The organism is Neobacillus sp. Soil_C_43 (assembly GCF_057656715.1).
On the sequence record NZ_JBDGJV010000013.1, the window covers coordinates 62,113 to 86,544 of the forward strand.

At 38.1% G+C, this 24,432-nt stretch carries 25 protein-coding genes and 1 pseudogene; 4 read left to right on the forward strand and 22 right to left on the reverse strand.

What is annotated here, in order from left to right:
- The first annotated feature begins 8 nt into the window (after nt 1–8).
- Nucleotides 9–1,706: an NAD-dependent malic enzyme gene (locus AC3A54_RS16955; RefSeq protein ID WP_487655356.1), complete on the forward strand. Its 1,698-nt coding sequence runs from the start codon at nt 9–11 to the stop codon at nt 1,704–1,706.
- Between the two features lie 66 nt (nt 1,707–1,772).
- Here AC3A54_RS16955 and AC3A54_RS16960 read toward each other — a convergent pair whose 3' ends face one another.
- From AC3A54_RS16960 to AC3A54_RS17015, 12 genes are all read right to left on the reverse strand, one after another.
- A complete protein-coding gene (locus AC3A54_RS16960) occupies nt 1,773–3,422 on the reverse strand; it encodes a DUF4127 family protein (RefSeq protein ID WP_487655357.1) in 1,650 nt (549 codons plus the stop codon).
- A gap of 37 nt (nt 3,423–3,459) precedes the next feature.
- Nucleotides 3,460–4,800 (reverse strand): FAD-dependent oxidoreductase, encoded by a 1,341-nt coding sequence (locus tag AC3A54_RS16965; RefSeq protein WP_487655358.1) that lies wholly within the window; start codon nt 4,798–4,800, stop codon nt 3,460–3,462.
- 30 nt (nt 4,801–4,830) lie between these two features.
- A complete protein-coding gene (locus AC3A54_RS16970) occupies nt 4,831–5,667 on the reverse strand; it encodes a carbohydrate ABC transporter permease (protein ID WP_487655359.1) in 837 nt (278 codons plus the stop codon).
- Nucleotides 5,657–6,586, reverse strand: coding sequence for a carbohydrate ABC transporter permease (locus AC3A54_RS16975; protein ID WP_487655360.1), 930 nt, complete (start codon nt 6,584–6,586; stop codon nt 5,657–5,659). Before AC3A54_RS16975 ends, AC3A54_RS16970 begins: the two co-directional genes overlap by 11 nt.
- A gap of 14 nt (nt 6,587–6,600) precedes the next feature.
- Complete coding sequence (locus tag AC3A54_RS16980) at nt 6,601–7,293, reverse strand: hypothetical protein (protein WP_487655361.1); 693 nt, start codon at nt 7,291–7,293, stop codon at nt 6,601–6,603.
- Nucleotides 7,294–7,355: 62 nt separating this feature from the next.
- Nucleotides 7,356–8,648, reverse strand: a complete 1,293-nt coding sequence (locus tag AC3A54_RS16985) for an ABC transporter substrate-binding protein (RefSeq protein ID WP_487655362.1) — start codon at nt 8,646–8,648, stop codon at nt 7,356–7,358.
- 99 nt (nt 8,649–8,747) lie between these two features.
- Nucleotides 8,748–9,449: a response regulator transcription factor gene (locus tag AC3A54_RS16990; protein WP_487655363.1), complete on the reverse strand. Its 702-nt coding sequence runs from the start codon at nt 9,447–9,449 to the stop codon at nt 8,748–8,750.
- A complete protein-coding gene (locus AC3A54_RS16995) occupies nt 9,427–11,259 on the reverse strand; it encodes a sensor histidine kinase (RefSeq protein ID WP_487655364.1) in 1,833 nt (610 codons plus the stop codon). The genes AC3A54_RS16990 and AC3A54_RS16995 overlap by 23 nt, the downstream gene beginning before the upstream one ends.
- Nucleotides 11,260–11,419: 160 nt before the next feature.
- Complete coding sequence (locus AC3A54_RS17000; protein ID WP_487655365.1) at nt 11,420–12,055, reverse strand: pentapeptide repeat-containing protein; 636 nt, start codon at nt 12,053–12,055, stop codon at nt 11,420–11,422.
- 22 nt (nt 12,056–12,077) lie between these two features.
- Nucleotides 12,078–12,836, reverse strand: a complete 759-nt coding sequence (locus AC3A54_RS17005; RefSeq protein ID WP_487655366.1) for a hypothetical protein — start codon at nt 12,834–12,836, stop codon at nt 12,078–12,080.
- Nucleotides 12,820–13,347 carry an RNA polymerase sigma factor gene (locus AC3A54_RS17010; RefSeq protein ID WP_487655367.1) on the reverse strand — a complete coding sequence of 176 codons (528 nt, stop codon included), beginning with the start codon at nt 13,345–13,347 and terminating at the stop codon, nt 12,820–12,822. Before AC3A54_RS17010 ends, AC3A54_RS17005 begins: the two co-directional genes overlap by 17 nt.
- Nucleotides 13,348–13,477: 130 nt before the next feature.
- Nucleotides 13,478–14,680 (reverse strand): YecA family protein, encoded by a 1,203-nt coding sequence (locus AC3A54_RS17015; RefSeq protein ID WP_487655368.1) that lies wholly within the window; start codon nt 14,678–14,680, stop codon nt 13,478–13,480.
- Nucleotides 14,681–15,011: 331 nt separating this feature from the next.
- On the opposite strand from AC3A54_RS17015, the gene AC3A54_RS17020 reads away from it, so the two are divergent.
- Complete coding sequence (locus AC3A54_RS17020; protein WP_487655369.1) at nt 15,012–15,179, forward strand: DUF4083 family protein; 168 nt, start codon at nt 15,012–15,014, stop codon at nt 15,177–15,179.
- 45 nt (nt 15,180–15,224) lie between these two features.
- A complete protein-coding gene (locus AC3A54_RS17025; protein WP_487655370.1) occupies nt 15,225–15,476 on the forward strand; it encodes a hypothetical protein in 252 nt (83 codons plus the stop codon).
- Between the two features lie 367 nt (nt 15,477–15,843).
- On the opposite strand, the pseudogene AC3A54_RS17030 reads toward AC3A54_RS17025, so the two are convergent.
- A pseudogene (locus AC3A54_RS17030) lies at nt 15,844–16,143 on the reverse strand (putative phage abortive infection protein); the annotation flags it as partial.
- Between the two features lie 520 nt (nt 16,144–16,663).
- Between AC3A54_RS17030 and AC3A54_RS17035 the strand changes: the two are divergent.
- A complete protein-coding gene (locus AC3A54_RS17035; protein WP_487655371.1) occupies nt 16,664–19,018 on the forward strand; it encodes an immune inhibitor A domain-containing protein in 2,355 nt (784 codons plus the stop codon).
- 193 nt (nt 19,019–19,211) lie between these two features.
- Here the strand turns inward: AC3A54_RS17035 and AC3A54_RS17040 are convergent, their stop codons facing one another.
- The 9 genes from AC3A54_RS17040 to AC3A54_RS17080 form a co-directional block, all read right to left on the reverse strand.
- Nucleotides 19,212–19,604, reverse strand: coding sequence for a hypothetical protein (locus tag AC3A54_RS17040; protein ID WP_487655372.1), 393 nt, complete (start codon nt 19,602–19,604; stop codon nt 19,212–19,214).
- Between the two features lie 111 nt (nt 19,605–19,715).
- Entirely contained in the window at nt 19,716–20,264 is a 549-nt protein-coding gene (locus AC3A54_RS17045; RefSeq protein ID WP_487655373.1) for an N-acetyltransferase family protein, read from the reverse strand.
- Nucleotides 20,265–20,579: 315 nt separating this feature from the next.
- Complete coding sequence (locus AC3A54_RS17050; protein WP_487655374.1) at nt 20,580–21,047, reverse strand: UPF0158 family protein; 468 nt, start codon at nt 21,045–21,047, stop codon at nt 20,580–20,582.
- Nucleotides 21,048–21,125: 78 nt separating this feature from the next.
- Nucleotides 21,126–21,521, reverse strand: a complete 396-nt coding sequence (locus AC3A54_RS17055) for a hypothetical protein (protein WP_487655375.1) — start codon at nt 21,519–21,521, stop codon at nt 21,126–21,128.
- A 27-nt stretch (nt 21,522–21,548) separates the two neighbouring features.
- A complete protein-coding gene (locus AC3A54_RS17060) occupies nt 21,549–21,923 on the reverse strand; it encodes a hypothetical protein (protein WP_487655376.1) in 375 nt (124 codons plus the stop codon).
- 16 nt (nt 21,924–21,939) lie between these two features.
- Nucleotides 21,940–22,275 carry a hypothetical protein gene (locus AC3A54_RS17065; RefSeq protein ID WP_487655377.1) on the reverse strand — a complete coding sequence of 112 codons (336 nt, stop codon included), beginning with the start codon at nt 22,273–22,275 and terminating at the stop codon, nt 21,940–21,942.
- 120 nt (nt 22,276–22,395) lie between these two features.
- Nucleotides 22,396–22,728: a hypothetical protein gene (locus AC3A54_RS17070; protein WP_487655378.1), complete on the reverse strand. Its 333-nt coding sequence runs from the start codon at nt 22,726–22,728 to the stop codon at nt 22,396–22,398.
- Nucleotides 22,729–23,099: 371 nt separating this feature from the next.
- Nucleotides 23,100–23,399: a hypothetical protein gene (locus tag AC3A54_RS17075; RefSeq protein ID WP_487655379.1), complete on the reverse strand. Its 300-nt coding sequence runs from the start codon at nt 23,397–23,399 to the stop codon at nt 23,100–23,102.
- 420 nt (nt 23,400–23,819) lie between these two features.
- Nucleotides 23,820–24,386, reverse strand: coding sequence for a DUF4256 domain-containing protein (locus AC3A54_RS17080; RefSeq protein ID WP_487655380.1), 567 nt, complete (start codon nt 24,384–24,386; stop codon nt 23,820–23,822).
- Nucleotides 24,387–24,432: the final 46 nt, after the last annotated feature.

The following is a 24,432-nucleotide window of genomic DNA, read 5'->3' on the forward strand; positions in this document are numbered from 1 at the left end:
GAACGATCATGACAGCATCCATGAATACAAAAGTAATACAGACCACTTTAAAGGGTAAAGAGATTCTATCGAATCCATTTTTAAACAAAGGGGTTGCTTTTTCAAAAAAGGAACGGGAAGAGTTGGGCCTAGAGGGATTATTACCTCCCCATGTTCTGAGCTTAGAGGAACAGGCGAAGAGGGCTTATGAGCAATATTCCGCACGCACCACCAATTTGTTTAAAAATGGGCTCCTCTACGATTTATATAACCGAAATGTAGTTCTTTTTTACCGATTGTTAAAGGATCACTTGAGCGAAATGCTTCCGATTATCTACACGCCTACCGTAGGAGAAGCCATCGAACAATACTCTCACTCCTATCGTCGTCCTGGCGGCATGTATTTATCCATTGAAGACCCAGAGGGAATGGAAGCTGCCTTTCGGAACCTTGAGCAGCCGAAAAGCGGGATTGATCTAATCGTTGTGACGGATTCAGAAAGCATCCTCGGAATCGGTGACCAAGGTGTCGGAGGCATTAATATCGCAATCGGAAAATTGGCTGTTTATACGGCGGCGGCGGGTATCGATCCAAGCCGAGTGCTTCCGGTCGTACTTGATGTGGGCACGAACAACCAGTCATTAATGGACGATCCTTTTTATATCGGAAACAAATTCCCGCGCGTCCGTGGGGAACGGTATGACGAGTTCATCGATTTATTTGTTTCAACGGTTAGAAAGTTCTTCCCTGAAGTGCTGCTTCACTGGGAGGATCTTGGCAATGTCAATGCACGGAATATCATAGAAAAATACGGAGAAAAAATCCTTACTTTTAACGATGATATCCAGGGAACAGGCGCGGTCTCCCTTGCAGCCGTTATGTCTGCCCTAAAGGTAACAGGACAGCCTTTGAAAGAGCAGCGGATTGTGGTGTTTGGACCAGGTGCCGCTGGCATTGGAAATGCTGATCAAATGGCAGAGGCGATGATCGTCGACGGCCTATCCAAGGAGGAGGCGTATGAACGCTTCTGGGCTGTAGACTACCGCGGATTATTGACAGATGACATTCCAGATGTCCTCAAATTCCAACAGCCATACACACGGCGAGCTGAAGAGGTCCATGAGTGGGAGCGAAATGAAGACGGTATTATACCATTGTTGGAAGTGGTAAAAAGAGTGAAGCCGACGATTTTGATTGGTACCTCTGGACAAGCGGGTGCCTTCTCGGAGGAAATTGTCAAGGAGATGGCCAAACACGTCGAGCGCCCGATTATTATGCCGATGTCCAATCCAACAGCATTGGCCGAAGCCGTACCAGCCGATTTAATTCACTGGACGGATGGCAAGGTGTTAATGGCAACCGGCAGTCCATTTGAAAATGTTGAATACAACGGGATCAGCTATGAAATCGGGCAGTCCAATAATGCCTTTGTTTTCCCAGGATTAGGTCTCGGTGCTATCGTGGCCAAAGCAGAAATCATCTCAAAAGGTATGTTCGCTGCTGCCGCAAACGCTGTTGCAAAAATGTCCGATAGCAATGAGCCAGGCGCACCCCTGCTGCCGTCCATTACTAAATTGCAAGAGGTATCAGAATATGTAGCCGTCGAAGTAGCCAAGGCCGCCATCGCAGAAGGAATAGCCAAGGCCAACATAGCCGACGTAGAAAAAGCAGTCGCCAACGCCATGTGGAAACCGGAATACAAAGAAGTGAAGGGCTTAGCTGTATAAAGAATTGGGGACAGTCCCCCGTTGCGTTAAAGCGCCGGGGGACTGTCCCTAGTTAAAGAATTTATACTAATTTAATTCTAGTTTAGGTTCAAGCTCAGCTTCAAAGATTCGTGGCCAAGGTAATTTTACATGGACACTTTCTAATGAAGAAATCTTTTTATAAAAATCTTTAGTTCCTCTTGAACCAATGTATACCTGCTTACCATCAAAATATTGATACCAGTTTTCTGTTTCCTTTGTCAGTTTTTCTTTAACAAAATTGTTTACTAAGTCATAGTTATCTCCAAGGGACCATTCACTTGCTCCTATTTGTTGAATGTAAGCTCTTGCCGCTGGATGGACTACATTTTTGTATCCTTGATCTTTAGCAAACCTGTGGAGTAAAAATTCATAATGGGCCTTTGCTGTTTGTACATATAGAGGAACTCCAAACCCAGATGTTTGATTTAAAAAGGCAAGCCGTGCTGCTGCATGACCCACAGTAATTCCAAGTGCATTCCCAGCAGTATTCCAACCGCTATAGGAAAGGATTTTGGTAAGGTCTACCGAATGAGCAAGCTTCATTACAAATTCTTCATCTGCTTTATTGACCAATAGAACATCACCAATAGCAACCTGCTTACCCTGTGCAATTAATTCTTTTGTTCTATTAACCAACCAGTCTATATCTTCTACTCTTGTTGAATCATTAGCGGAAGGTGTATTTAACAAGAGATGAATATCAGCTTGTTCTTCGTTATCTACAATAGTGCCACCGGCTGAGATAATATGTTTTTGAACATTGTAATCAAAAGTAGTATCTTCAAAAGGAGCAATCCATTCTTTTCCATGGATACCTCCATATTCTACAAAGAACTTTGGTGAAGTATGAAAGAAATGGTTAACGAAACGAGATACAAATACCACACCTACTTCATCTGCGCCAGGGAAAACGGATACTTGATCCTGAACCTGAAGCTCATTGACCTTAGCCAGTAACTGTTCTCTCTCCGCACGGTGAAGCCCATAAGGAGCAGCATCATCCTGTGCTAGAATTAAATTATCTATATAACCCTGGTCAACCCAATCAATCATTAGTTGGTTAATAGTGTGATTTCTTGCTCTTGCTTTCTTGTAATCATCTAAAACAGATTCAGGAATTTTTGACTCAAGTTCTTCAAGTCTTTCTTTACCGTCCATACCCAAGTTAACAACCTTGTCATACAAAATCGCCCATTCGCTAATAAGAGAATAATATTTTACATACTCATCGCTAATAGCTGTAACTGCCAGCCTTTGAATCGTATCATATACATATACAGGCTTCTCTGGATATAATTGCTTCAACTTTTTAATCACTTGAATATCCCTAATGGAATCTTCTAGGGATTTAACACCTGTTCTCGAAGCAACCAGGCCTCCATAGGCAAGCATACTAGTTGAAATGACAAATCCATCCGCCTTGTCTGCGTTGTTCAATACCCATTTGCTAATTTCATCACCATTACCTGGTTCAGTGAAGTAACCAATCATTTCTTTTGGCGGAACAACAACATTTACACCAGCTGAATGTCCCACTTGCTGAGGAAAGTAAGTATTGGCTGGTCGATCATCTAGTGGAACCAATAGAAGAGTAGCTAACTCCTTCTTTTCCTCCGCAGCTTGAATCATACCCGCAGAACTAAAAAGTAAAAGGACAGCAAGGCTTATAGAAAATAATCCTCTCAAACGTTTCACCATATTCCTCCTTTAAATGACCTAACTTGAGACACGCTTAAAGAACTACTCCATTATCTGCTAATTGTTTTTTTAGCTTGGTAATATTAACGTCCTTTGGTGCAACATGATCATTAATGGAAAGAGCTGCGGCTGTTCCGGCAGCTTGGCCTGTTGCCATTGCGCTCGGTGTAAGTCTAGTTGTTGCTAATGCCTCATGACTAGTTGAAATGCACCTCCCTGCTACCAATAAATTATCAATTTGTTTTGGTATGAGGCATCGATAAGGGATGCCGTAGCTACCATCACCTTCGATGTCCTTAGCTTGAACTCCTTTACCACTTGGATCATGTATATCAATTGGGTAGCCGCTAAGCGCAATGGTATCTTCAAATTTCTTGCCTTCCACTACATCCTCAATGGTCAGTGCATATTGTCCATCAATACGGCGTGTTTCTCGGATACCTATTTGAGAACCAACTGCTGAGATCGATGCTTTTTCAAAGCCTGGAATTTTCTCTTGTAAAAACTCCGCCATCATCAGTACTTGTTTTCTTCCTTCTCTTTCCCCCGTTGATAACTCAAACACATTTGTTCCGTCTAAGCCCTGTACGCGGGTGCAATTAACAAGGACCTCATCCTCCTCCGGTCCTGCAAAAAAGAGGACTTGGTCCCGATTAATCGGTACCCCCGATTCATTCCATTCCTTATAATAGCCCTGAACGCCTGTTAATGGTATTTCATCTAAAAGATCAATTGGAGTTTTCTTGTAAAAATTAGTTGGATTGGCCTTCATCGATTCCCTTACCTTTTCAAGGTCTACTCCCCGCATTCGGAATTTCATCGTCATAGGCTGTGTTTTGTGATCTTGGTCCCTGCCCTTTAAACAAGGAGCACCAGAAAGGTAAGCGACGTCCGCATCCCCTGTTGTATCAATAAATCTCTTTGCAAAGATACGAATGGGACCGGACTTTGTGGCCAGATGAAGCGAGGTAATCAGATTTCCTTCGATCTCAACATTATCTACAAAACTATGAACGAGTACTTCCACACCAGCTTCTTCAAGCATGTCTAATGCCAAAAGCTTATATTTTTCCGGATGATAGGGAGTAACGGAATAGGTGAATCCCACCGTATCACGTAAATGACCTGGTGAACCGTTTATTCCCATTAACCGATCGACAATTTCTTGAGCAATTCCTTTAATTACTTGTTTCCCCGAATAAGTGTGAAAGGTCATCCACGGATAGACCAGTGCGATAGTAGACATACCTCCTAAAAATCCATACCGTTCAATAAGCAGTGTTTTTGCTCCTGCTCTGCCTGAAGCAATGGCTGCATTAATGCCGGCAGGACCTCCGCCTGCCACCACCACATCAAAAGTTAGTTCAGTCTTCAAACTAGACACATCCTTTTCTACTAAAATCGATTATTTCCCACCGGTCATCGTAACTCCTTCAATAAACTGCTTTTGCGCAAAGAAGAAGATAACTAACAATGGCACGGTTGCCATGACAGATGCGCTCATCAGTAACTCCCATCTTGTACCTACTTCATCTGTAAATAGCGCCAAAGCTAATGGTAAGGTCATCAGCTCTTTCGAATTAATGTAAATGAGAGGCTCATAAAATTCATTCCAGCTTGTTAAAAAGGTGAAGATCGTTAGCGTGGCAATCGCTGGTTTAGCAAGAGGGAGCATAATATTCCAATAGATTCGAAAGTAGGAGCATCCATCTAACTTAGCAGCCTCTTCCAATTCTTTAGGTACCAATAAGAAAAATTGCCTCATAACGAACACCCCAAACACCCCCGCTGGACCTAAAATAGGAATGGCGATTAATGGAACATGGGTATTGATAAATCCTAAATCTCTCATAAACAGGAAAAGGGGAATGGTAATTACTTCTACAGGAATCATCATCGTACTTAATAAACATAAAAACAGTAATGAACTTCCTTTAAACTTTAATTTTGCGAAGGCATAGCCGGCTAATGAGCCGAAAAAAATCGTACCAATCGTTACTAATACGGCAATGTAAAAACTATTAAAATAAAATAGATGAAACGGTGTAGATTGTAGTACCTCAAGATAGTTCTCCCACCTAAACGGTTTAGGGAATAATTGGAATGTGAATATTTTCGTTGAATCCTTAAATGATGTGTTGATCATCCATAAAAATGGCACAAGCATAATCAAGGAAATGATAGTTAAAATTCCGTAAAAGGATATTTTCGTAAAAATTCCGTTTCTCTTCTTATTGTTCATGGAAAACCCACCTTTTTCTCACAATCCATTGGATAAGTGTAAAGAATAAGATTATGATAAATAAAACAATGGCAATGGCAGAAGCATATCCAAAATCAAATAGTTTAAAGGCGTTTTCCCAAATATAATAAACAAGTACCTTTGTGTGATTTCCAGGACCGCCACCCGTCATCACATAAATCTGCCCGAAAACCTTCATTGATCCAATGACGGTTAAAATTAATGTTAAAAAAACCGTTGGTGTAATCATGGGAAGGGTAACATGCCAAAATTGCTTTAATTTATTTGCTCCGTCGAGATAGGAGGCTTCATAAAGATTTTTATCAACTTGTTGCAGAGCGGCTAAGAATAAAACCATATTTAATCCAACATTCTTTAAAGCACTAACAAAAATAACAGCACCCATTGCAAGGTCTGGGTCATACAGCCATGCAGGTCCATCAATTCCTATAGCAGCGAGAATTTGGTTGATAAACCCCTCCTCTGTCCCAAACATGTATTTCCAAATAATCGACCATACAACAATAGATGTCATAACCGGAATAAAAATCGCCGTTCGGAATAATCCGATACCTGGTAAATTACGTTGCAACAGCAGTGCCAGTAATAAAGCAATCACAATATTGATAGGAACGAGCCCACCAGAAAATAGGAGCGTATTTTTTAAGACTTCCCAAAAGTCAGGGTCATTTACTAGACGTTGATAATTTTCGCTGCCTATAAAATTAGGATCACCAAGTAGCTGCCAATCTGTTAAACTCATATAAACGGAATAAACAAATGGAATGAACATGACTATGAAAAATCCAAGGACCATTGGGCTTATAAATAAATAGCCGTAAAAAGCTTCACTTCTATAAAAACCCCTTCGCCTTTTCTTCATAGGCAGTTCTTTTGTTATCTTTAGATTTGCTTCCATCTCCCCTGCCTCCTTTACAATGAATCAATAGCCTCTCTAAAAGAGGAAATGGCTCTTTTCATACTATCTTCCGTATTTCCAACCACTATCGCCCCTAACATAATGGCTTTTATCCCCGTCCTATACAGTAACGGAATATCAAATTTCTCGATCTTTCTTTGAGACGGAACCAGTACAGGTACATCGACTCTTTTAACAAGTGCATTATAAGCAAGGACATCTTTAAAGGTCAGAGGACTCCCATATTCTTCTCCCGGAACAATGGAAGCTTCGAGAGCAGATACTCCTAGATGCTTGACCTTATCTAATTGGCTAAAACTATATTCATTTGAAATAGCAAATGTTTTTTCAATATGGTTGAGCTGAATCATCCAACTCGGCTGATGATGGGCATAGACGGAATAGAAATTAAAACCTAATTCAATTAACCGATCCATTTCACTCCGTTTTATATCTTCAAATGAGCCACCAGGAACAATTCCAAGAGGCCCAGAAAATTCCCCTCTAATACTGCGGAAAACCTCCTCATAGGAGTGAACGGAACCAAAGTGGTTTCCCGATGCTCGATGATCTACATTCACATGCAATTTAATAGCATCAACACCAGAATCAATGGCTACTTTTGCGAGATCCAATCTGTTTTCTGGCAAGCTCACGATTAAGGTTAATTTGTTTTTTTCTAATAATTGTTTTAATGAAGAACTCAAATTTTTACACCCCTAGTAAAAGGGATGCGGTTAATCCTTTAAAGGGTTAACCGCACCTCAAATTATTTCTTCAATAATGGATTAATTTTTGCTTCCATATCTTTTAAAATGTCTTCTGGCTTTTTCAGTTGACCAAACAATTCATCAAAACCAAATTGAATCGCATTATCAATTTTTTGCCACTCTACATGCCCGGCTTGCAATCTGGCATTGTCCATTTCATCTATAACAGCTCTTTGAATGCTTTCTACTGGTGGATTATTTGGCTGATTAACAAAGTCATCTGAACTAATAACAGATTCACGCGGTGGTACAAAGTAAGTAGATGTCGCTTTAATACCCTCTTTGCTAGTAAAGAATTTTAGAAGTTCTTTTGCTTCTTCAGGATGCTTCGAACCTTTAAATAATCCATATCCTGCTTGCCCTAGCATTGGAAATCTTCCTTCAGGTCCTTCAGGAAGTGGAGCGATATCCCATGCAAAATCTTTCACTTCACGAGCACGAGAAACATAACTATATACATCAAAGAACATACCAATTTTTCCTGATTCAAAGCTTACTTGCTCTCCTGCTTTTGGATGTGATGCATCTTTAAACATCATGCGATCCAGCATTTTAAGTGTGTCTACACCTTCTGGACTATTCCATGCAAACTTAGTTTGATCTTTATTAAATAAGTCGCCGCCATAACCCCAAGTGCGCGATAATAAGGCAATCCACGTATTCCAGTCACGGAAGAAGTTGGCCCCGTAAACACCGTTTGATGAAATGGCTTTGGCAGATTTCTCAAATTGCTCCCAATTCCATGTTCCAGCTTGCACATGTTCGTTTGGCGTTTTTTCTCCCGCCTTTACGAACAAATCCTTGTTATAAAATAAAACCATTGGCGGTGTTGAGAAAGGAATGCCATATAATTTTTTATCTTTCTCAAATAAATCCAAAGTTGACGGGAAGAAGTCTTTCATGTCATAATCCTTATCCTTTTTAAAAGAAGAAACATCTTCTAAAATTCCATTTGCCATGAATTGCGGAACCATACGCTCCGCTACCCATCCCACATCAGGTAATTCCTTGCCAGCAGCTAATACGGTGATTTTTTGTTGATAATCTGGGAATGGAACACTTTCCATTTTCACTTTGATATTTGGATGAGTTTCATTAAATTTTGTGATTAACTGGTTATAAACCTCTTGGTGGGCTTCATTTCCCCACATCATAAAGGTCAATTCTACCGGCTCATCCTTAGTCTTTGATCCTCCAGCATTTGAAGAAGTCTTTTCAGTATCCTTATTACACGCAGTTGACAGCGCTACCAAAAGAATGGCTAAAAAAATAATTCTAAGCTTTTTTATCATTGCATTACCTCCCTTTGTTTTTCATTTTAAAGATGAAACCATTTAAAAAATATCCTCTCAGAAATAGAAATAGTTCGCTAATCTTATACTTTTGAAATATTAAGAAAATTTACGAAACTCTACTGGTGTCATTCCAGTTTCCATCTTAAATACTGTCATAAAGTGTTTTGGGCTTTTATAGCCTGAAAGCTGAGCAACCTCATATACTTTTAAATTGGTTCCTTTTAATAACTTTTTTGCCCTTTTTAAGCGCTCTTCCGTAATGTATTCTGTAAAGGTTGTTCCTAACTCTGATTTAAATAAGTGGCCAACATATTGTGGATTCAAGTACACATGTTCCGCAATATGCTTTAATGTAATTTCTCCACCTAAATGGTCGTCGATAAATTGAAGAATCTCTTGAAATTGTTTGGAAACATTTGTACTTTCTTCCTTGGTCTCTCTAAAGATTTTCGAAATGGCTTCAGATAGTTCAACCCGATTTATCGGTTTTAAAAGATAATCAGTTATTCCATAACGCATCGCTGTTCTTGCATACTCAAAATCACTATGGCCGCTTAAAATAATTATTGGAATATCCTTGGATATTTTTCTTACTTTTGAAATAAAGGTGAGGCCATCCATACCCCCCATACGGATATCCGTCACAATTAAATGGGGAATTCGCTGGTGGAAAATTAAAATTCCTTCTTCACCGCTTTTCGCTTCGATTACTTGAAACCCTCCAATCACTTGTTCAAGTAATACTCTTAGACCTTGTCTTATAATCGCTTCATCTTCAATTATTAATATCTCTTTCAATGGTCTCTATCCCCCTTCGTTGAATAGGCATTTTTAGAGTAACAGAACATCCTTTTTGTTCTTGACTCTCTACCTCTATTCCGTACTGCTTTCCATATAACAACTGTATTCTTTCATGAACATTTGGCATAGCTATCCCATTATGGTTCTTTGTTGGCTTAGATTCTCCTGTTTCCAATGTTTTCTTTAGATCCTCTAACTTTTCAGCAGTTACTCCCCTTCCATTATCCTTTATTACGATCACTAGAAGGTGATTTTCAATAGATGCTTTAATAACAATTCGTCCTCCTTTTCCAAAAAGCCCATGTATGATGGCATTCTCAACAAAAGGCTGTAAAACTAGTTTTGGAATGAGTACATCACGTAAGGGTGATTCAATTTCTTCATCATATTGAAGTTCGTCCCCCATTCTAACTCTCTGAATCGCTATATATGAATGAATAAAAGACAATTCCTCATTTAAGGTTACAATTTTAGAAGAATTATCAACGGTATATCTTAATAATCTGCCCAGAGATGAGACCATATCTGAAACTTCTAAATTTCCCTTTGTTATAGCAAGCATATTGATGGTCTCTAATGTGTTGTATAGGAAATGAGGATTCATTTGACTTTGCAATGCCTTGATCTCAGCTTCCCTCTCGCGTAAACCAGTTTTATATACCTCTGAAACAAGACGGTCAATTTCGTTAATCATATGATTGAAACCTTTTCCAAGCTGGCCTATTTCATCATACGATAGGATATTAACTCTTTGATTCAGATTGCCTTTTTCAACATTTTCCATAGCCCTTCTTAATTTATGGATGGATCCTACCAAAGGCTTCGATAAAATAAAACCTAATAGAAAAGAGATTAAAATGCCTATTAAAACGACCATAAAAACCACTTTACGAAGGTGGTTCACTTCACTTAATATCGCTGCACTTGGAGTTAACATAATCGTCTTAACTCCTGAATAGGGGGATTCGTTAAAAACTACCAAATAGTTAATTCCATCAATGGGAATTTTCATATGATTGTTTTCTTTGAACATTTTAATTTCAGATAAGATAGAGTTTCCAAGGAGTTTATCTTTTTTAGTTGGATAAATGAATTGGTTTTCTTTGTTCAAAATAAAAATGCGACTTGATTTATTGGTCTTACTTAAAATTTCTTGTATTAACTCTTGTTTTAAATCAATTTTTATAATGCCAAGGGGTTTATAGGATGCCGGGTCCCTAATAAGCCTAGCAACAGAAAAAACCGTGACATCTTTTCGTAGATAATAATTAGGTTTATGGAGGGGAAGTAACACCCATTCTCCATCAGCCTCTTCAATTTTCCCTACCCATTCATTATTCGTTTCAAATACCTTTAACATAACAGTATTTGAATCTAGATTACTAAAAATGGTCCCATCATTGGCCATGATATGTATTCCTTTAATCTCATCTCTCATATGGATAAAACTAGAGATATATCGCCATAACGTGATTCTTTCATTTGCCGGTGGAAACATGGTCTTATTACTCGGTGTTTGATGATTTTTTAAAGTATCCATGACATCTTGATTGTAAAGGGGAGATAATGAAATGATTTGCATTTCTTTTAGATATCGATCTAAATTTCTATTTATTTGATCAGCTAATTGGATTTGATATTCCTCTGTACGTTCCTGGCTTGATTTCGCAACCTGATAATAAGTAATACTTCCAAGAAGGGTTCCAGTAATCAAAATTAGTAGTGAGAAAACGAGAACTAATTTAACCCGATACGGTAGTGATAGTAAAGACCTTTTAATATTTTGTTTAATAGCTATTAATTCCATCAGAATCCCCTTCATCCTAAATACATGCTTTTTATTGCATTCTACATATTTCGAGGAAATTCCTTTTTGGATATCGGAAAAGAGAAACTGATGACAAAAAAAAAGTGGGGACAGTCCCCCGCTGCGTTAAAGCGCCGGGGGACTGTCCCCAAAAACCTTTCTAATCCTTAACAACCAATCCCATCAATGCAGCAAACTGTATGGCCTGGTGAGAGGATACCTTGCAGCCAACTAGTTTTTCCATGGAAACTGTGAGTGTATCAAAGGTGGAGGAACTAATATCGATTCCTTTTAGTGATGTTTGATCAAAGTTTGCTCCATCCAACTGACAGAATTGATAGTCAACTTTCTTAAGCTTACAATCATAAAAATCGGTATTTCTTAAAGATACATCCTGAAATACAACCTTCTCCAGCTTCGAATTTCCGAAGGTCGCCAAGTTTAACACCGAATTCGTAAATCCAACATTACCAAAGCTGGACTCGGTAAAATTCACACCGACCAGCTTACAATTTTTAAACTCTACTCGATGTATAGAAGCTTTACTCAAGTTGACATTCGAAAAATCACAGTTTTCAAAACACACATCCGTAAAATCGCCACTACCAAAATCCGTTTGGTTGAACCTGCAATTCTTCACCACTGCATTCGATATTCGCACGCGATCAACCACTTCATTTTCAAACTCAGAATCTACAATGGTGCACATTTCTAAGATGGAATCCTCTTCATAAAAGATATCATGGAACTTCTTAGTCGATAGATTAAGTGAAATTCTGGGTGAATCGATTTTCATACAAGCACCTCTCTATTAAAAACTATTTAGTAAATTGAATGGACTTAGCCAGTTTTATCACATCGTCACTACTTTTTCCACCCGAAATAGAATAGATATATCCCTCACTGACTAAAATTAACTGATGGCGCCCATCTGCTTTAACAGGGTCTATCAAGATGGCCTGGTGACCTCCAATGGTTAACAAAGAGCTAAAACCGGAATACCTTTTTACTAACGAATCATAAGCCCGTTTCGCAGAACCATGTTGATTAATAGCCGTTTCAATCGATAAGGATTTTCCGTCTTTAACAGGATAAGTGACTCTCGCTAGAACCCGGCCCTGATCCTTCGTTGCAGCGATCTCTAGTTTTCCTGCAATCGAAGGAAGGATAACCGTAGACGGAATAACAGCTTCTTCTGTTAAAAAGCGTTCCTGATTGCTGTTACCTTTTTCGATCAAATCTTGCTCTTCACTTGAAAAAGTAACGGATACATCTTTATTTTGTGTCGGTTGCTCGAACGTGTTTATCCCTTCTGGGTACGAGCTGCGTGATGAATGATCACCACTGAAATCTTCCTGTTTGACAAGAACAAAGGCTATAACTAGCACGGCTGCCGCTACACACATCCTTACAGGAAATGCAAAAACCTTATTTCGCCTGGCTTTTTGGGAAAGCTTATGTAAATCCGTAATCAATCTCTCTTTCATCTCATCACTTTGGCCGTTTTTCCATACGATATCTGTCTCTAAATGAGCTAACTCGCTATCCAATATACTCCCCTTATATGGTTTCTTCAAGCAGATATCCCTCCTTTAGCAGCTGCTTCTCCAATGCAGGAATCGCTCGATAAAGAGTAGATTTCACCTTATTTTCAGACCAGCCTAAAACCTCCGCTGTTTCCTCAATCGAAAACTCTTTAATTTTCCGCAAGATAATCACTTCCCGATAGGAATCTTTAATGGCCCCTAATGCTTTATAAAGTTCATATGCGCTCTCTTTTATTTCTATCTTTTCTTCAGGTAACGGATTCGGATCCCTCTTAAACAAAAACGCTTCTTTTAAAAGCAAGATTGGCTTCCGCTTTCGAATAAAATCAATGGTTAGATTATGCGCGATACTATAAAGCCATGTTTTTGGGTTGGATTGACGCCGAAAGGAATCATAATGAATATAGGCCTTCAAAAAGACTTCGTGCCGTAAATCTTCCGCTTGCTGGTAATCTTGTATCATCATAAAAATATACTTAAAAAGAGGTTCGTTAAACTCCTCATACCAACTCAATATGTCTCTATCTCGTAGATCCGACACCTTCATCCCCCTTTTAAAGAGCTTTGATGTTTAGACGTATATCTCTAAGAAAAGTTTTACAGGATTGAAAAATAAAGTGGGGACAGTCCCCCACTGCGCTAAAGCGCCGGGGGACTGTCCCCAAACCAACTTATTTTCCACAACACTTCTTATATTTCTTCCCACTTCCACAAGGGCACGGGTCATTACGGCCTACTTTTTTGTTTTCATCATCAGATGGTAGTGGAAGCAAGTCCTTCTTTTCTTCTTTAGCCAGCTCTGAAGGCGCATATCCTTTTAGTGCCCACATGCGAGTCTGGTTATATAACTCCATTACCAACGCTGTGATCTCCTGTACGAATTCAAAAGTTGGGAACTCCAAGCGGGTGCTTAAGTACTTAATGATTATCGACGGATGTTCATCCAAATTGATGATATTAATTAGCTCTAAGGCTATATCTTCTGTCTCTGAATGGGTTAGATCATAATGTTCGAATAGAAAGTCTAAGAACTTTACCATGGAAGGAGTTCGCTCAATAAAACCAGGTTCTCCCGCTTTTGACAGCTGTTCTTTTGTAAACGGATAATAATCAATAGCCGCTTTCTTGTTCTGTTCGTCCATTAATTCCTTAGCATCCTGTACGCGATAGTCTTCTAATCCATGTATCATATAAGAAAATTTCACTTGCTTATAATAGGTACTTGCAGCAGAGAAAACCCTCAGGTAATCTAAAGAATCTACTTCTTGCTGAGTTAGCTGGCTCACTCTGTCTAAAACAAGAGAAGTATCCATTACCCCATAATAATAAAGCATTCCATGAGTCAGGCGAATCCACTCGGTATTCCGAAGAATAATATTCTTCAGCTCAGGCCCATCCATTTTTGTAAAAAGAGCGATTAGCTCCGAAGGCATAGTCAGAAACTTTTGGTCCTGATCAACACCTGGAAAAATAATCCCCCACTCCATGAGTGATTCAATCTTTGAGATAGGAAATCCACCACTTGAAATAGTATATCTAGAACTCTTAACAATTTCACGAATCAGATCGTATCTCTCTTGATCTAACATATGTAGGAACTTTTTGAAATGGACCGGAATCAATCGTTCAAGCTCGACAGTCAACGCACCCTTATTAAGGGAACTAAGACCTTTAAGGTCAAGTCTTTTACGGATACTATCCAATTCATTCTTCTTTAATAAACTTAATACATCATTGAGGCGGCATGGAGTATTAATCTCCTTCCAAAGCTGCTTCTCTCTTTTTATTTGCATTTGTCGGCTATATGCCTTAGCATTATGTAACGCACGCAGTAAAGCGCCCTCTGTTTTTTTATCAATCTGTGTATCCCTCATTATATATCCTTCTTCTTGCTATATTGCTTTCTTGTTTGCTATGGTTCTAAATAAACTTTTATTAAAAAAACGGATAGACCCAACTTTGAAAAAGCTGGGTCTACCCATCCACAGGAACAGTTCTCGTAGTTCATAAAAAACACCTCAAAGGTCAAAAACTACCAGAACCGCCTCTATGAAACATCCGTTTAAGTTATTATAACACATTTCCTGTTTTAAGGGGGACAGTCCCCAACCTGAAACCTTTTACCAAAGTAATTCGTAATAATAGTTAGAGAAAACACAAACGGCTTTTATAACTTATTAAAATTACAGGGGAGGTGTTAGAAGGTTGAACATTGGAGACATTATTTTTCAGTTATTTGCACTTTTATTTCCTATCGCAATCATAGTAGCAATAATATTTATCGTTCGTTCTTCTAAGAAAAGAAAAGAACAATTAGATAGAATCGAAGAAAAATTAGATAGATCTTTAGGAAACGCTCCAATTAATAAGTGATAGTAGATCGAAGTTGCATTTGTATGAATGGGAGATGGATGTTTTATGAAAGAATATGAAGAAATAAAAGTAACAAAAACAAAAAAAGTTGCTACCGGTATAACGTGCAACAAATGTGGAATGTCGAGAAAAATATCTGAAGATGGCTGGGAATACGGAGAATTCCAATCCTTCTCTTTGTCCTTTGGGTATGGTTCAATGTATGATGAACAACTATGGAAATTTGACATCTGCGAAACTTGCCTCGTTGACTTTGTAAATACTTTCAAATATTCGCCCAACATCAATGAAGCCTAGCATTTGCTAGGCTTTTATTTTTTGACAAGTTTACAATACTCGTTATGATTCCCTATGTGCTATACTATTCAAACGATTGATTAAAATTGCTAGAAACCTCATTACAGAGGGATATCCCCCCAAATTAACCTCAAAAATTCGTCGTGTATCTGATTAAATCCCCTTATATTATTCTCCAAAATAAGATAGATTTCTTGGGAAATGACCTATTTCACTGTTTTTCTATCCTTTTCGATACTAATCGGACGTTTGAATAGTATCGAGCTGCATCCCTGTATATAAAGGATTTTTACTGTTAATTCACCAAAAAGAATGTCGAGAATTTGAAGTATATTTTAAAAAATAGGGACTGTCTGCAATTGAGCACCTATTTACTTGCATTCTTAGCATCCTTTACTTTTGCTAAGTAAATATACAGGTGTTCCTTATGTTCTAGATTTCCTGGTGCATCAATTAGCCCTTCCAAAAGATCATACTTCTCTACATAGTAAAAAAACTTCTCTCCGTGCTTACTTAACAACACATTATAAAGAATAATAATTTCTTCGAACTTAGATAACTGAGCTCTTATCAGATCTGAATAATCATTCGTTTCATCATCAGTTAATTCTTTATTACTATCAAGAAACTTATAAATCCGATTAAGGGGTCTAAAATAATGACCTAGTTTATCTTCATACCATCTTTTATTTGTTTCATTTGTACTAGAAAAGTAGCAACTAAAATGATAAGGCTAGCAAAGGTAAAAAAAGGAGGAGATGAACCTCCTAACCAATCTCCTAACTGCCCAAGATCAGAATAATGTTGGTAAGAATTCCTACCTAAAAATTTCAATTGTAAAAGAACTGATAGATGAAGATAGTTGGATAACCCTTGGTGATTTTCAACTCTTATGTTTACCTCCTACATATTCCATTTGCTGCAAAATGTACAAAATTAAGTTGTTTTAAAAATTAGTAATATCCTTTGGTTTTTTGCAAGAATATAACTAGTTTTGTCGTAAAATATTCTAAATATTTACAATATTAAATCTAAGGATTATTATAATATTTGCTAGAGATACGAAATTCTTCCTATTATTTGTATCTTTAAAACTAGACTATAGAAGGAGGATAGGTACATAGACTTCCTTCTCTTTGTAACGGAAGAATGCAGAGGGATTTAATAAAAATTATTAGGAGGAACTTATGAAGAAAAAGAAAATTCTTTCCACAGCACTTACTTTGTCCCTAGGTCTAGGACTGTTCAACGTTGTAGCTGCCACACCCAGTGTGAAGGCTAATTCCTCAAAAAAATTTGCTCCATACCACACAACTTCTGACCTTGCTATCGCTAATGATGAGAGACTAATAGAAATGCTAAAACGCGAAGGAAAAATAGCAAAAAACGCTAGTCAAAGTGAAGCGGAAAAAGCATTGCAAAACTACTTAAAATTGAAAACCAAAGGAAATAAATCAAAAGACAAATTACCGAAACCTATTGCTGATCTTGCTAATACTAATAAGCTTGAAAATAACAGCCTTAAAAATGGAAACGGCAACAAACTAGGACAAACTAAGAAAGATACCGTAGATTCTGTTCAAAAGGAAAATTATGATGGCAGTCAACGCAGTGATAAAGTCTTGGTCTTAAAAATAGATTTTCCTGACTATACACACAACTCCATTACAAAAGATGAAACTGGTATGTTCTATGAAGACTATTCAAATGAACACTTCCAAAATATGCTCTTTGGGGAAAACGGCTATGAAGGTCCAAACGGAAAGAATCTTATTTCCATGAAGCAATACTACGAGGAGCAATCCGGCGGAAGTTACACGGTGGAAGGAACTGTTGCAGGGTGGTATACAGCCAATCATGAAGCAGCGTATTATGGTGGTAACTATCCTACCCCAGATGGAAGTGATAGCAGACCAAGGACACTTGTTAGGGAAGCTCTTGCAAAAGCAGCACAAGATCCTAACATCGATTTAAGTGATTACGATGCTTGGGACCGCGATGATTACGATGGAGATGGCATCTATCATGAACCAGATGGTATTATTGACCACTTAATGGTGATTCATGCCGGTGTCGGTGAAGAAGCAGGCGGTGGAAAATTAGGCGGAGATGCCATTTGGTCACACCGTTCCAAGCTTTCTACCGGACCAGTTGCTGTTCCAGGTGCAACCTCCGATAGTGATCGATGGGGTGGTGTGTTAGGCGCTTGGGATTACACCATCGAGCCTGAAGACGGAGCAGCCGGTGTGTTTTCACATGAGTATGGGCATGACTTAGGTCTTCCTGATGAATACGACACGATGTATAGCGGTGCCGGTGAACCAATTGGATATTGGTCCATTATGTCTAGTGGCAGCTGGGCAGGGGATGTTCCTGGAACAGAACCGCCAGGCTTTAGTCCATATGCTAAACAAATGCTACAAAGCCTACATGGCGGGAATTGGTTAAGTGGAACAACCGTAAACCAGGCTGCCATCACAAAGGCAGGTTCCACTTTCCTACTTGATGAAGCAGCAACAAAGGGTACAAATAACGATGCTGTTCGTATCGATTTACCTGACAAGAAAACGGTAGTTAACACCCCTGCAAGCGGAACCTATGAATACTTTAGCGGCAGCGGTGATGAACTGGATAATTCAATGGTCACCTCTCTAGACCTCACAAGTGCAACAACTGCGGAATTAAAATTTAAAACTTGGTATAACATTGAAGAAGATTGGGATTATGGTTCTGTCCAAGTAAAAGAAGAAGGTTCTGAGATATGGACTTCTATTCCAGGAAACATCACAACAGACACAAATCCTAATAGCCAAAACCCTGGATACGGCATCACTGGTTCTTCAAACGGTTGGGTAGATGCGACATTTGATTTATCTGCATATAAGGGCAAAAAGGTTGAACTCAAATTTAACTATTGGACAGATGTTGCTGCTGCTATGCCTGGTTTTTATGTGGATGATATTTCTGTAACAACAGATAAGGGTAGTCTTATTTCTGATGATGCAGAAGGAGTTTCCTCTTTTACAATGGCTGGATTTACAAAGGATGAAGGTAAGTTCTCATCTCCTCAGTACTACCTATTGGAATGGAGATCTCACAACGGAGTAGATGCGGGATTAGCTCATCTTCGCCGCGGGGCAAGCTTAATGTCTTATGACCAAGGCTTAGTAGTTTGGTATGTCGATGAATCTCTTGATAATAACTGGACAGGAATTCATCCTGGAGATGGCTTCCTAGGAGTAGTCGATGCCGATCAGCATGCGTTATCTTGGAGCGACAAAACTGTTGGTGGGAATCGCTACCAAATGCATGATGCTGCATTTGGTTTAAGCAAAACAGAAAAAATGTTCGTAAACTACCCTGGACAATTTACAATGAAAGATAACTTTACTCAGCGCAACCCACTATTTGATGACAGCGCTGATTTCTCAAACCCTGGATTAGTTGACGTTGGCCGTAACATCCCTACTTTCGGATTAAAATTCCGTGTTGTTGGTGAAAGTTCCGATGGGACCGTTGGAAAAGTATTAGTGTTTAAATAAGCATAGGAAAAAGGGTGTTCCTGTCAAACGGAACACCCTTTTTCTGTATAATTCAAAGTCCCTTGTATAAATAGAAAGCTGATATTATCTATATAATCATCACAATAATGTAAAACATCATCCATGTACCTTTATCAAATCGCAGTTAAATATTGGGTTTCCCACACCTTCATTCAAGTTGAATCCCCAAAAATTATTTATTCCTCTCTTCTAAATGTTTTAATTCTCCTAACCCCTTGCTTGTCGTGTAACTAACTTGATAGATATTGTCCTTACTTTCTACCCGATAACCATAGATAACTTCGGGTTCACTATCAAAAACAACACTAATAATATAGGGGTTTAGATATTTAAAACCATCATTACGATGAGGGACCGTGGAAATAACCCATTCCTCGTCAGGGTAATACTCCTTCAAATAGGGCTTCAATAGTTTCACTTTATGGTCAATTTGTGCATCAATCCAGTAAGGACGAGCTACAAAAAATAGGCAATAGGCTACTAATACAACAACCGCTGCCAACCAACCTATTTTTCTCCATTTGCCTCTTAAGAAGTGTGAGATGATTAAAATGGACGCAATCACACTACCAACAATCAGAATCTCTATAAACTCTGTTGGATGAATAATAATCCCCCCTCAGGGGACAGTCCCCCACTGCGCTAAAGCGCCGGGGGACTGTCCCCAAAACAAAAACTATTCCTTAAATCTTCCCATCGTATAAGTGTTATAGTATTTTCCATCTGAAAGGATTCGGTCGTTTTTCATTAGACCTTCAATTTCAAAGCCGAGCCTTTTATACAGTTCAATCGCTTTTTCATTCGTTTCCACAACACCATTTAACACTATTTTTTTAATGCCGTTGGCGTCAGCCCACGAAATAGTTTCTTTCATTAGATTCTTTCCAATCCCATATCCCCAGAAATCCTTCAAAACACCTAAACCAAACTCCACTTTATGTAAGAACCTTTTTAAATCATGGCCTTCACATCTTGAATAACCTACGATTCGCCCGTCCACTTCTGCAACTAAAAATAAACGTCTTAGATGGTTAGTATCCGTTTCAATAATCTTTTCAAAACCGGCCTGGTCTATGAACGCCTCTCCCTTTTCTCTGTCCATATTTTCGGTCTCTCCATCAATCTCAACTCTTAATTCTGACAAATCTCTTGCGTCACTTTCCACAGCAGACCTAATCACGTAGTCTAAACCTTTAACATTGAAATCTCGTTGATTAATAATCATGAAAATCACTCCAATCCTATTTGCATTTAGCCATAATTCAGTTGATGAGGAAAACTATTATACTTCTAATCACAATAATAAAAAAGAAAATAATTACATATTTTGATTTATTTGTTTTTTTTAGTAGAAATATTTCATATTAAAAGGATGAAACCGCAGCGATCTCATCCCTCATCTTTTTAACCATATGTACAAATCTGCATAATCCCCTGACATACTATTCTGGGACTGTCCCCTTTTTTCGAAAGCTGTTTTACACAAGGAAGAGAAAGGGCGACCCTTCATGAAGAATCGCCTAGTTCAATAAAATTAACTTTAATCAATACATTCTATGTTATTTTCCCGGCACCATTCCATCGCTATTTCCTTAAAACACTCCGAACGATTGGAATACCATTGATCTTCTAGGCCTAAATCAATTATATTGTCTTTAAACCTTCTAAAAGCACCCTTTCCCTTAATTGCTCTAAGTAAGCGATCCTGCTTTCGTGGGTCCCGGACTGTAAAACAGAAGTTTTCCATTATGTCATATTCATTCACATCGTATTTCGTAGGTAACTCTAAATAATTATCATAGTTCTCAACCACACCCATTGCCATCATTCTATTTTCTTGTTGCCACTCTGGTAAATGCTCAAAGGGTTCTTCATCTTCAGCAGCATTCAAATCATCCGACGTAAGCAAGACGATTTCACCTGTTTTAGTATTTAGTAATGAACGTGACTCTTCAAACGCTAATTCCATTTCCTCAATGATAGCTTCAAGTTTGACTTTTATTTTCATAAAAAAATCACCTTTTTCCTACAACGTATTTTGTAAAAGAAAGAGCTTGTCAGTTTTCAACAATTGAAGTAATGATTTTTAACAAAAATTCTCCCAAAATAAATGCTTTATATCTTCCAGCTTTTTTACTTCTTTTCTGAACCATTCCATATTTCCAGCAAATCTTTCCGAACATGGGAATTCAACTTTTGCCACTCGATTTCCTTGGATACATCTAATTACTCCATTGAAATATGGTTGACTGTTTGGTCTTTCCTGGTAAGTAGAAACATAGGGGAGAATCTCATATCGGTTGTCTATGGCCAGTGAATCAAAATGTTTTTTAGATACAACTTCCTGAATATTTTTATAAGTCATCTCATCTAAATCCCAACGAATTATACAATCTCCATCTGGAAGCTGAACGTCCAGTTTAATGTAGCTTCCAATTTTATCTTTAGATACTTCGACGATTCTAAAGTTATTTAAATTCATTTCATATCCCGCCCCGCTAGTTTAAAACTAAATGAAATAATGCGTTTCTTTAATAAAAATGACTTCAATTTCCGAACAATAAAAGTGAAGAGTACTCTCTTCATAATCAATAACTTCGTACTTCTTCTCTTCCCAGCCTCTATCTCTAATATCGTGAATATCAAGGTCAATTTGGTGAAATGGCCCTCCACTTTCAAACTTGATACTCTCAGGATTATAGAAGCGTATGCGGGTAACATATTGCCTTTCTTCCACTTCAATAAGAAACTCGATATCAAGTACAGAAGAACCTTCAGAAAATTCACTTTGAAAACTCAAAAAGAATCCAACAATAAACTTAATATCAGAATGCATTGAAAAACTCTTCGTCTTATCCGTTATAATGTCTAGATTTTTAATCAATGTAATCGCCCCTAAATTATGATGTTACTTCTTTAATGAATAACTGCTCAATTAAGAAGAGAGAAATGAAAGGAATAAATAGTTTTGCACCTTTTAATGGCGAACCACACAATAAATGAACCTCTTCCCCTGTTTCAATGGTTAATTTATATACTTCACTTTTCACCCAATCAACTTGTACAAAAATCTGATAACTGCCTTTCTCAACTGGTAACACGATTTCTTCCCCGTTACCAATATCTCCGGCGTATTCATTGTTTAAATAGACTTTAAATTTCCTCAATCTATTAACATATTGTGATGTTCTTTTTAAGTGAATGACATACTTGTTTTTGCTATCCGAATTGCACATTTATTTTCTCCTCTAAGTAGGATACTTCATTGACTGGTTGAATTCCTTATTTTCTAACTTCCCCGTATCAACAAAAGCCACCTTTCCTTGACTTTCATATACCTCCTTGCAGTAAGGTAGTTACTTGATAAGCTCCACTTCAAAATCTAAACTATTTAAGTCCCAAGAGTCATTACCATAATCACTTATTACTTTGACTTTTACTTGTTGACCCAATAAGTATTTTTTAGGATTTGATACTAAGATATGCTGCACTTCAGATCCAAGTTTCACTCCGACTCTCTCTGGATTTCTAGGTGACATTGTTACTACCATAGTACCTTTTATATCTATTTCTCCAGTTTTTTCATTTATTTTTATTATTGTTCCTTCGATCAAGTATTCTCTTTGGTCTTGTGAACAAGATAATAATATAAGGAAAAGAAAAAGGACAGTTGGTACGTGTTTTTTCATTGATAATCCCCTTCCAAAAATAAACATCCTGTTATTAAATTCAACAAAAAAAGCACTTCTCCTTTTTGAGAAATGCTTCCGTTAGTTTATGTAGATTTCTAGATTTGCATGATTCATTCCGCAATAAACGGTTAATTTCCTGCTTCTACTTCGAGCCATGAGATCGCAGGATATTAATATTTAACGAATGTCGTAACACTTCGTTTGGATGCAATGATACGTCTAGAAAGCTCTTCTTTCCATTTTTTTGAGTCTAATTGGTATTCACCGAATTGGTCTATGTAAGTCTTTTTTAAAAGAGACTCTTCTGGATAATTATGTGATAAGGGATAGCCCTGACGTCCTTCTTCAAAAATATATAGATCGACTTCTTAATCAAAACGTTCTGTATCAAATCCATCCAAAATATCCTCTAATTCTGTAAGAAAATTAAGTTGTACAGGAGCAGGGATTTTCTCCATCCACTTTTTAATTTCAGGTAATTCCTCAGCCTCATCTAGATTCGTTGGCTTTGGCTGAAGAGTGGCCCACCATTTCTTCAATTCATCGATAAATTCATAAAAGTAGCGTTCAAATCTTTCTGCCCATTCTGCTCCTTCATCATCAGAAGTCTTTTGCATCATACTCCAGGCTTCCATCGCTGTTTCGAAGTACTCATCGATAATCCTCATGTGATGCTCCTTCCTGTCCCGTTCTTGAATGCCATAGGGACGGTTCTCGTGGTTTTTTTGCCAAAAGAACCGTCTTTTTCGCCATAAAATGATGATTTTCCGTATTTGATATACTATTTAATCGTTTAGTTAAAACGGGTATAAACCCATTTATAAAGCTATTTATTTCACAAATCGCATAAAAAGATTGTCGGCCAACCTTCCGCAGAATTCTCCTCTTATTCTACAAAATAATCCATATTTCTCTCAAATCGACTTCTATCTCTTTTATTCCTCCACATTCGAATGTAAACAAACGTTTAATTAAAAGAAGGGTGAATACTTTACATCAGTGGCGTAAGGCAAAAAAAATTGTCGAGAGTTGGCTACATCCTCATAAAAAAGTGCCACCAGAACCGTCCCCTTGGCACTTGCATCAATTTAGACCCTTAGCGCGCCACGGAAACCTCTTGCAGCATAATAGGATTCTGCTCCATTATGGTACACAAAGACAGTGTCGTAGCGACGATCACAAAAAAGGGCCCCACCAAGTTTTCTAATAGCAGCAGGTGTTTGCACCCAGCTTGACGTTTTCAAATCGAAGTTTCCTAGTTTCTGTAGCTCCCGGTATTGTTCTTCCGTTAAAAGCTCAATGCCCATGGCCGTTGCCATATCCATCACGCTATTTTCTGGTTTGTGTTGTTTCCTTGACTCCAACGCTTCACGGTCGAAACAAACACTCCTGCGACCTTTAGGACTTTCCGTTGAACAATCATAAAAAATATATTCGCCCGTTTCTTGATCATAGCCAACAACATCTGGTTCACCGCCAGTAGCCTCCATTTCATTGAGCGACCACAGTTTTTCCGTATTGGCTTCGAGCTTAGCTTGAACTTTATCCCATTCAAGACCTTCATGTCGGTTCATGTTTTTCTCAAAACGGGCTTTCAATGTACTGAGTAGTTCTTCGCGTTGTTCTAGTGACAACTCCATTTTTATCTTTGTCATATTTATTTCCCCCTTGTTTTTACTCATAATTGTATAAGGTCTAACC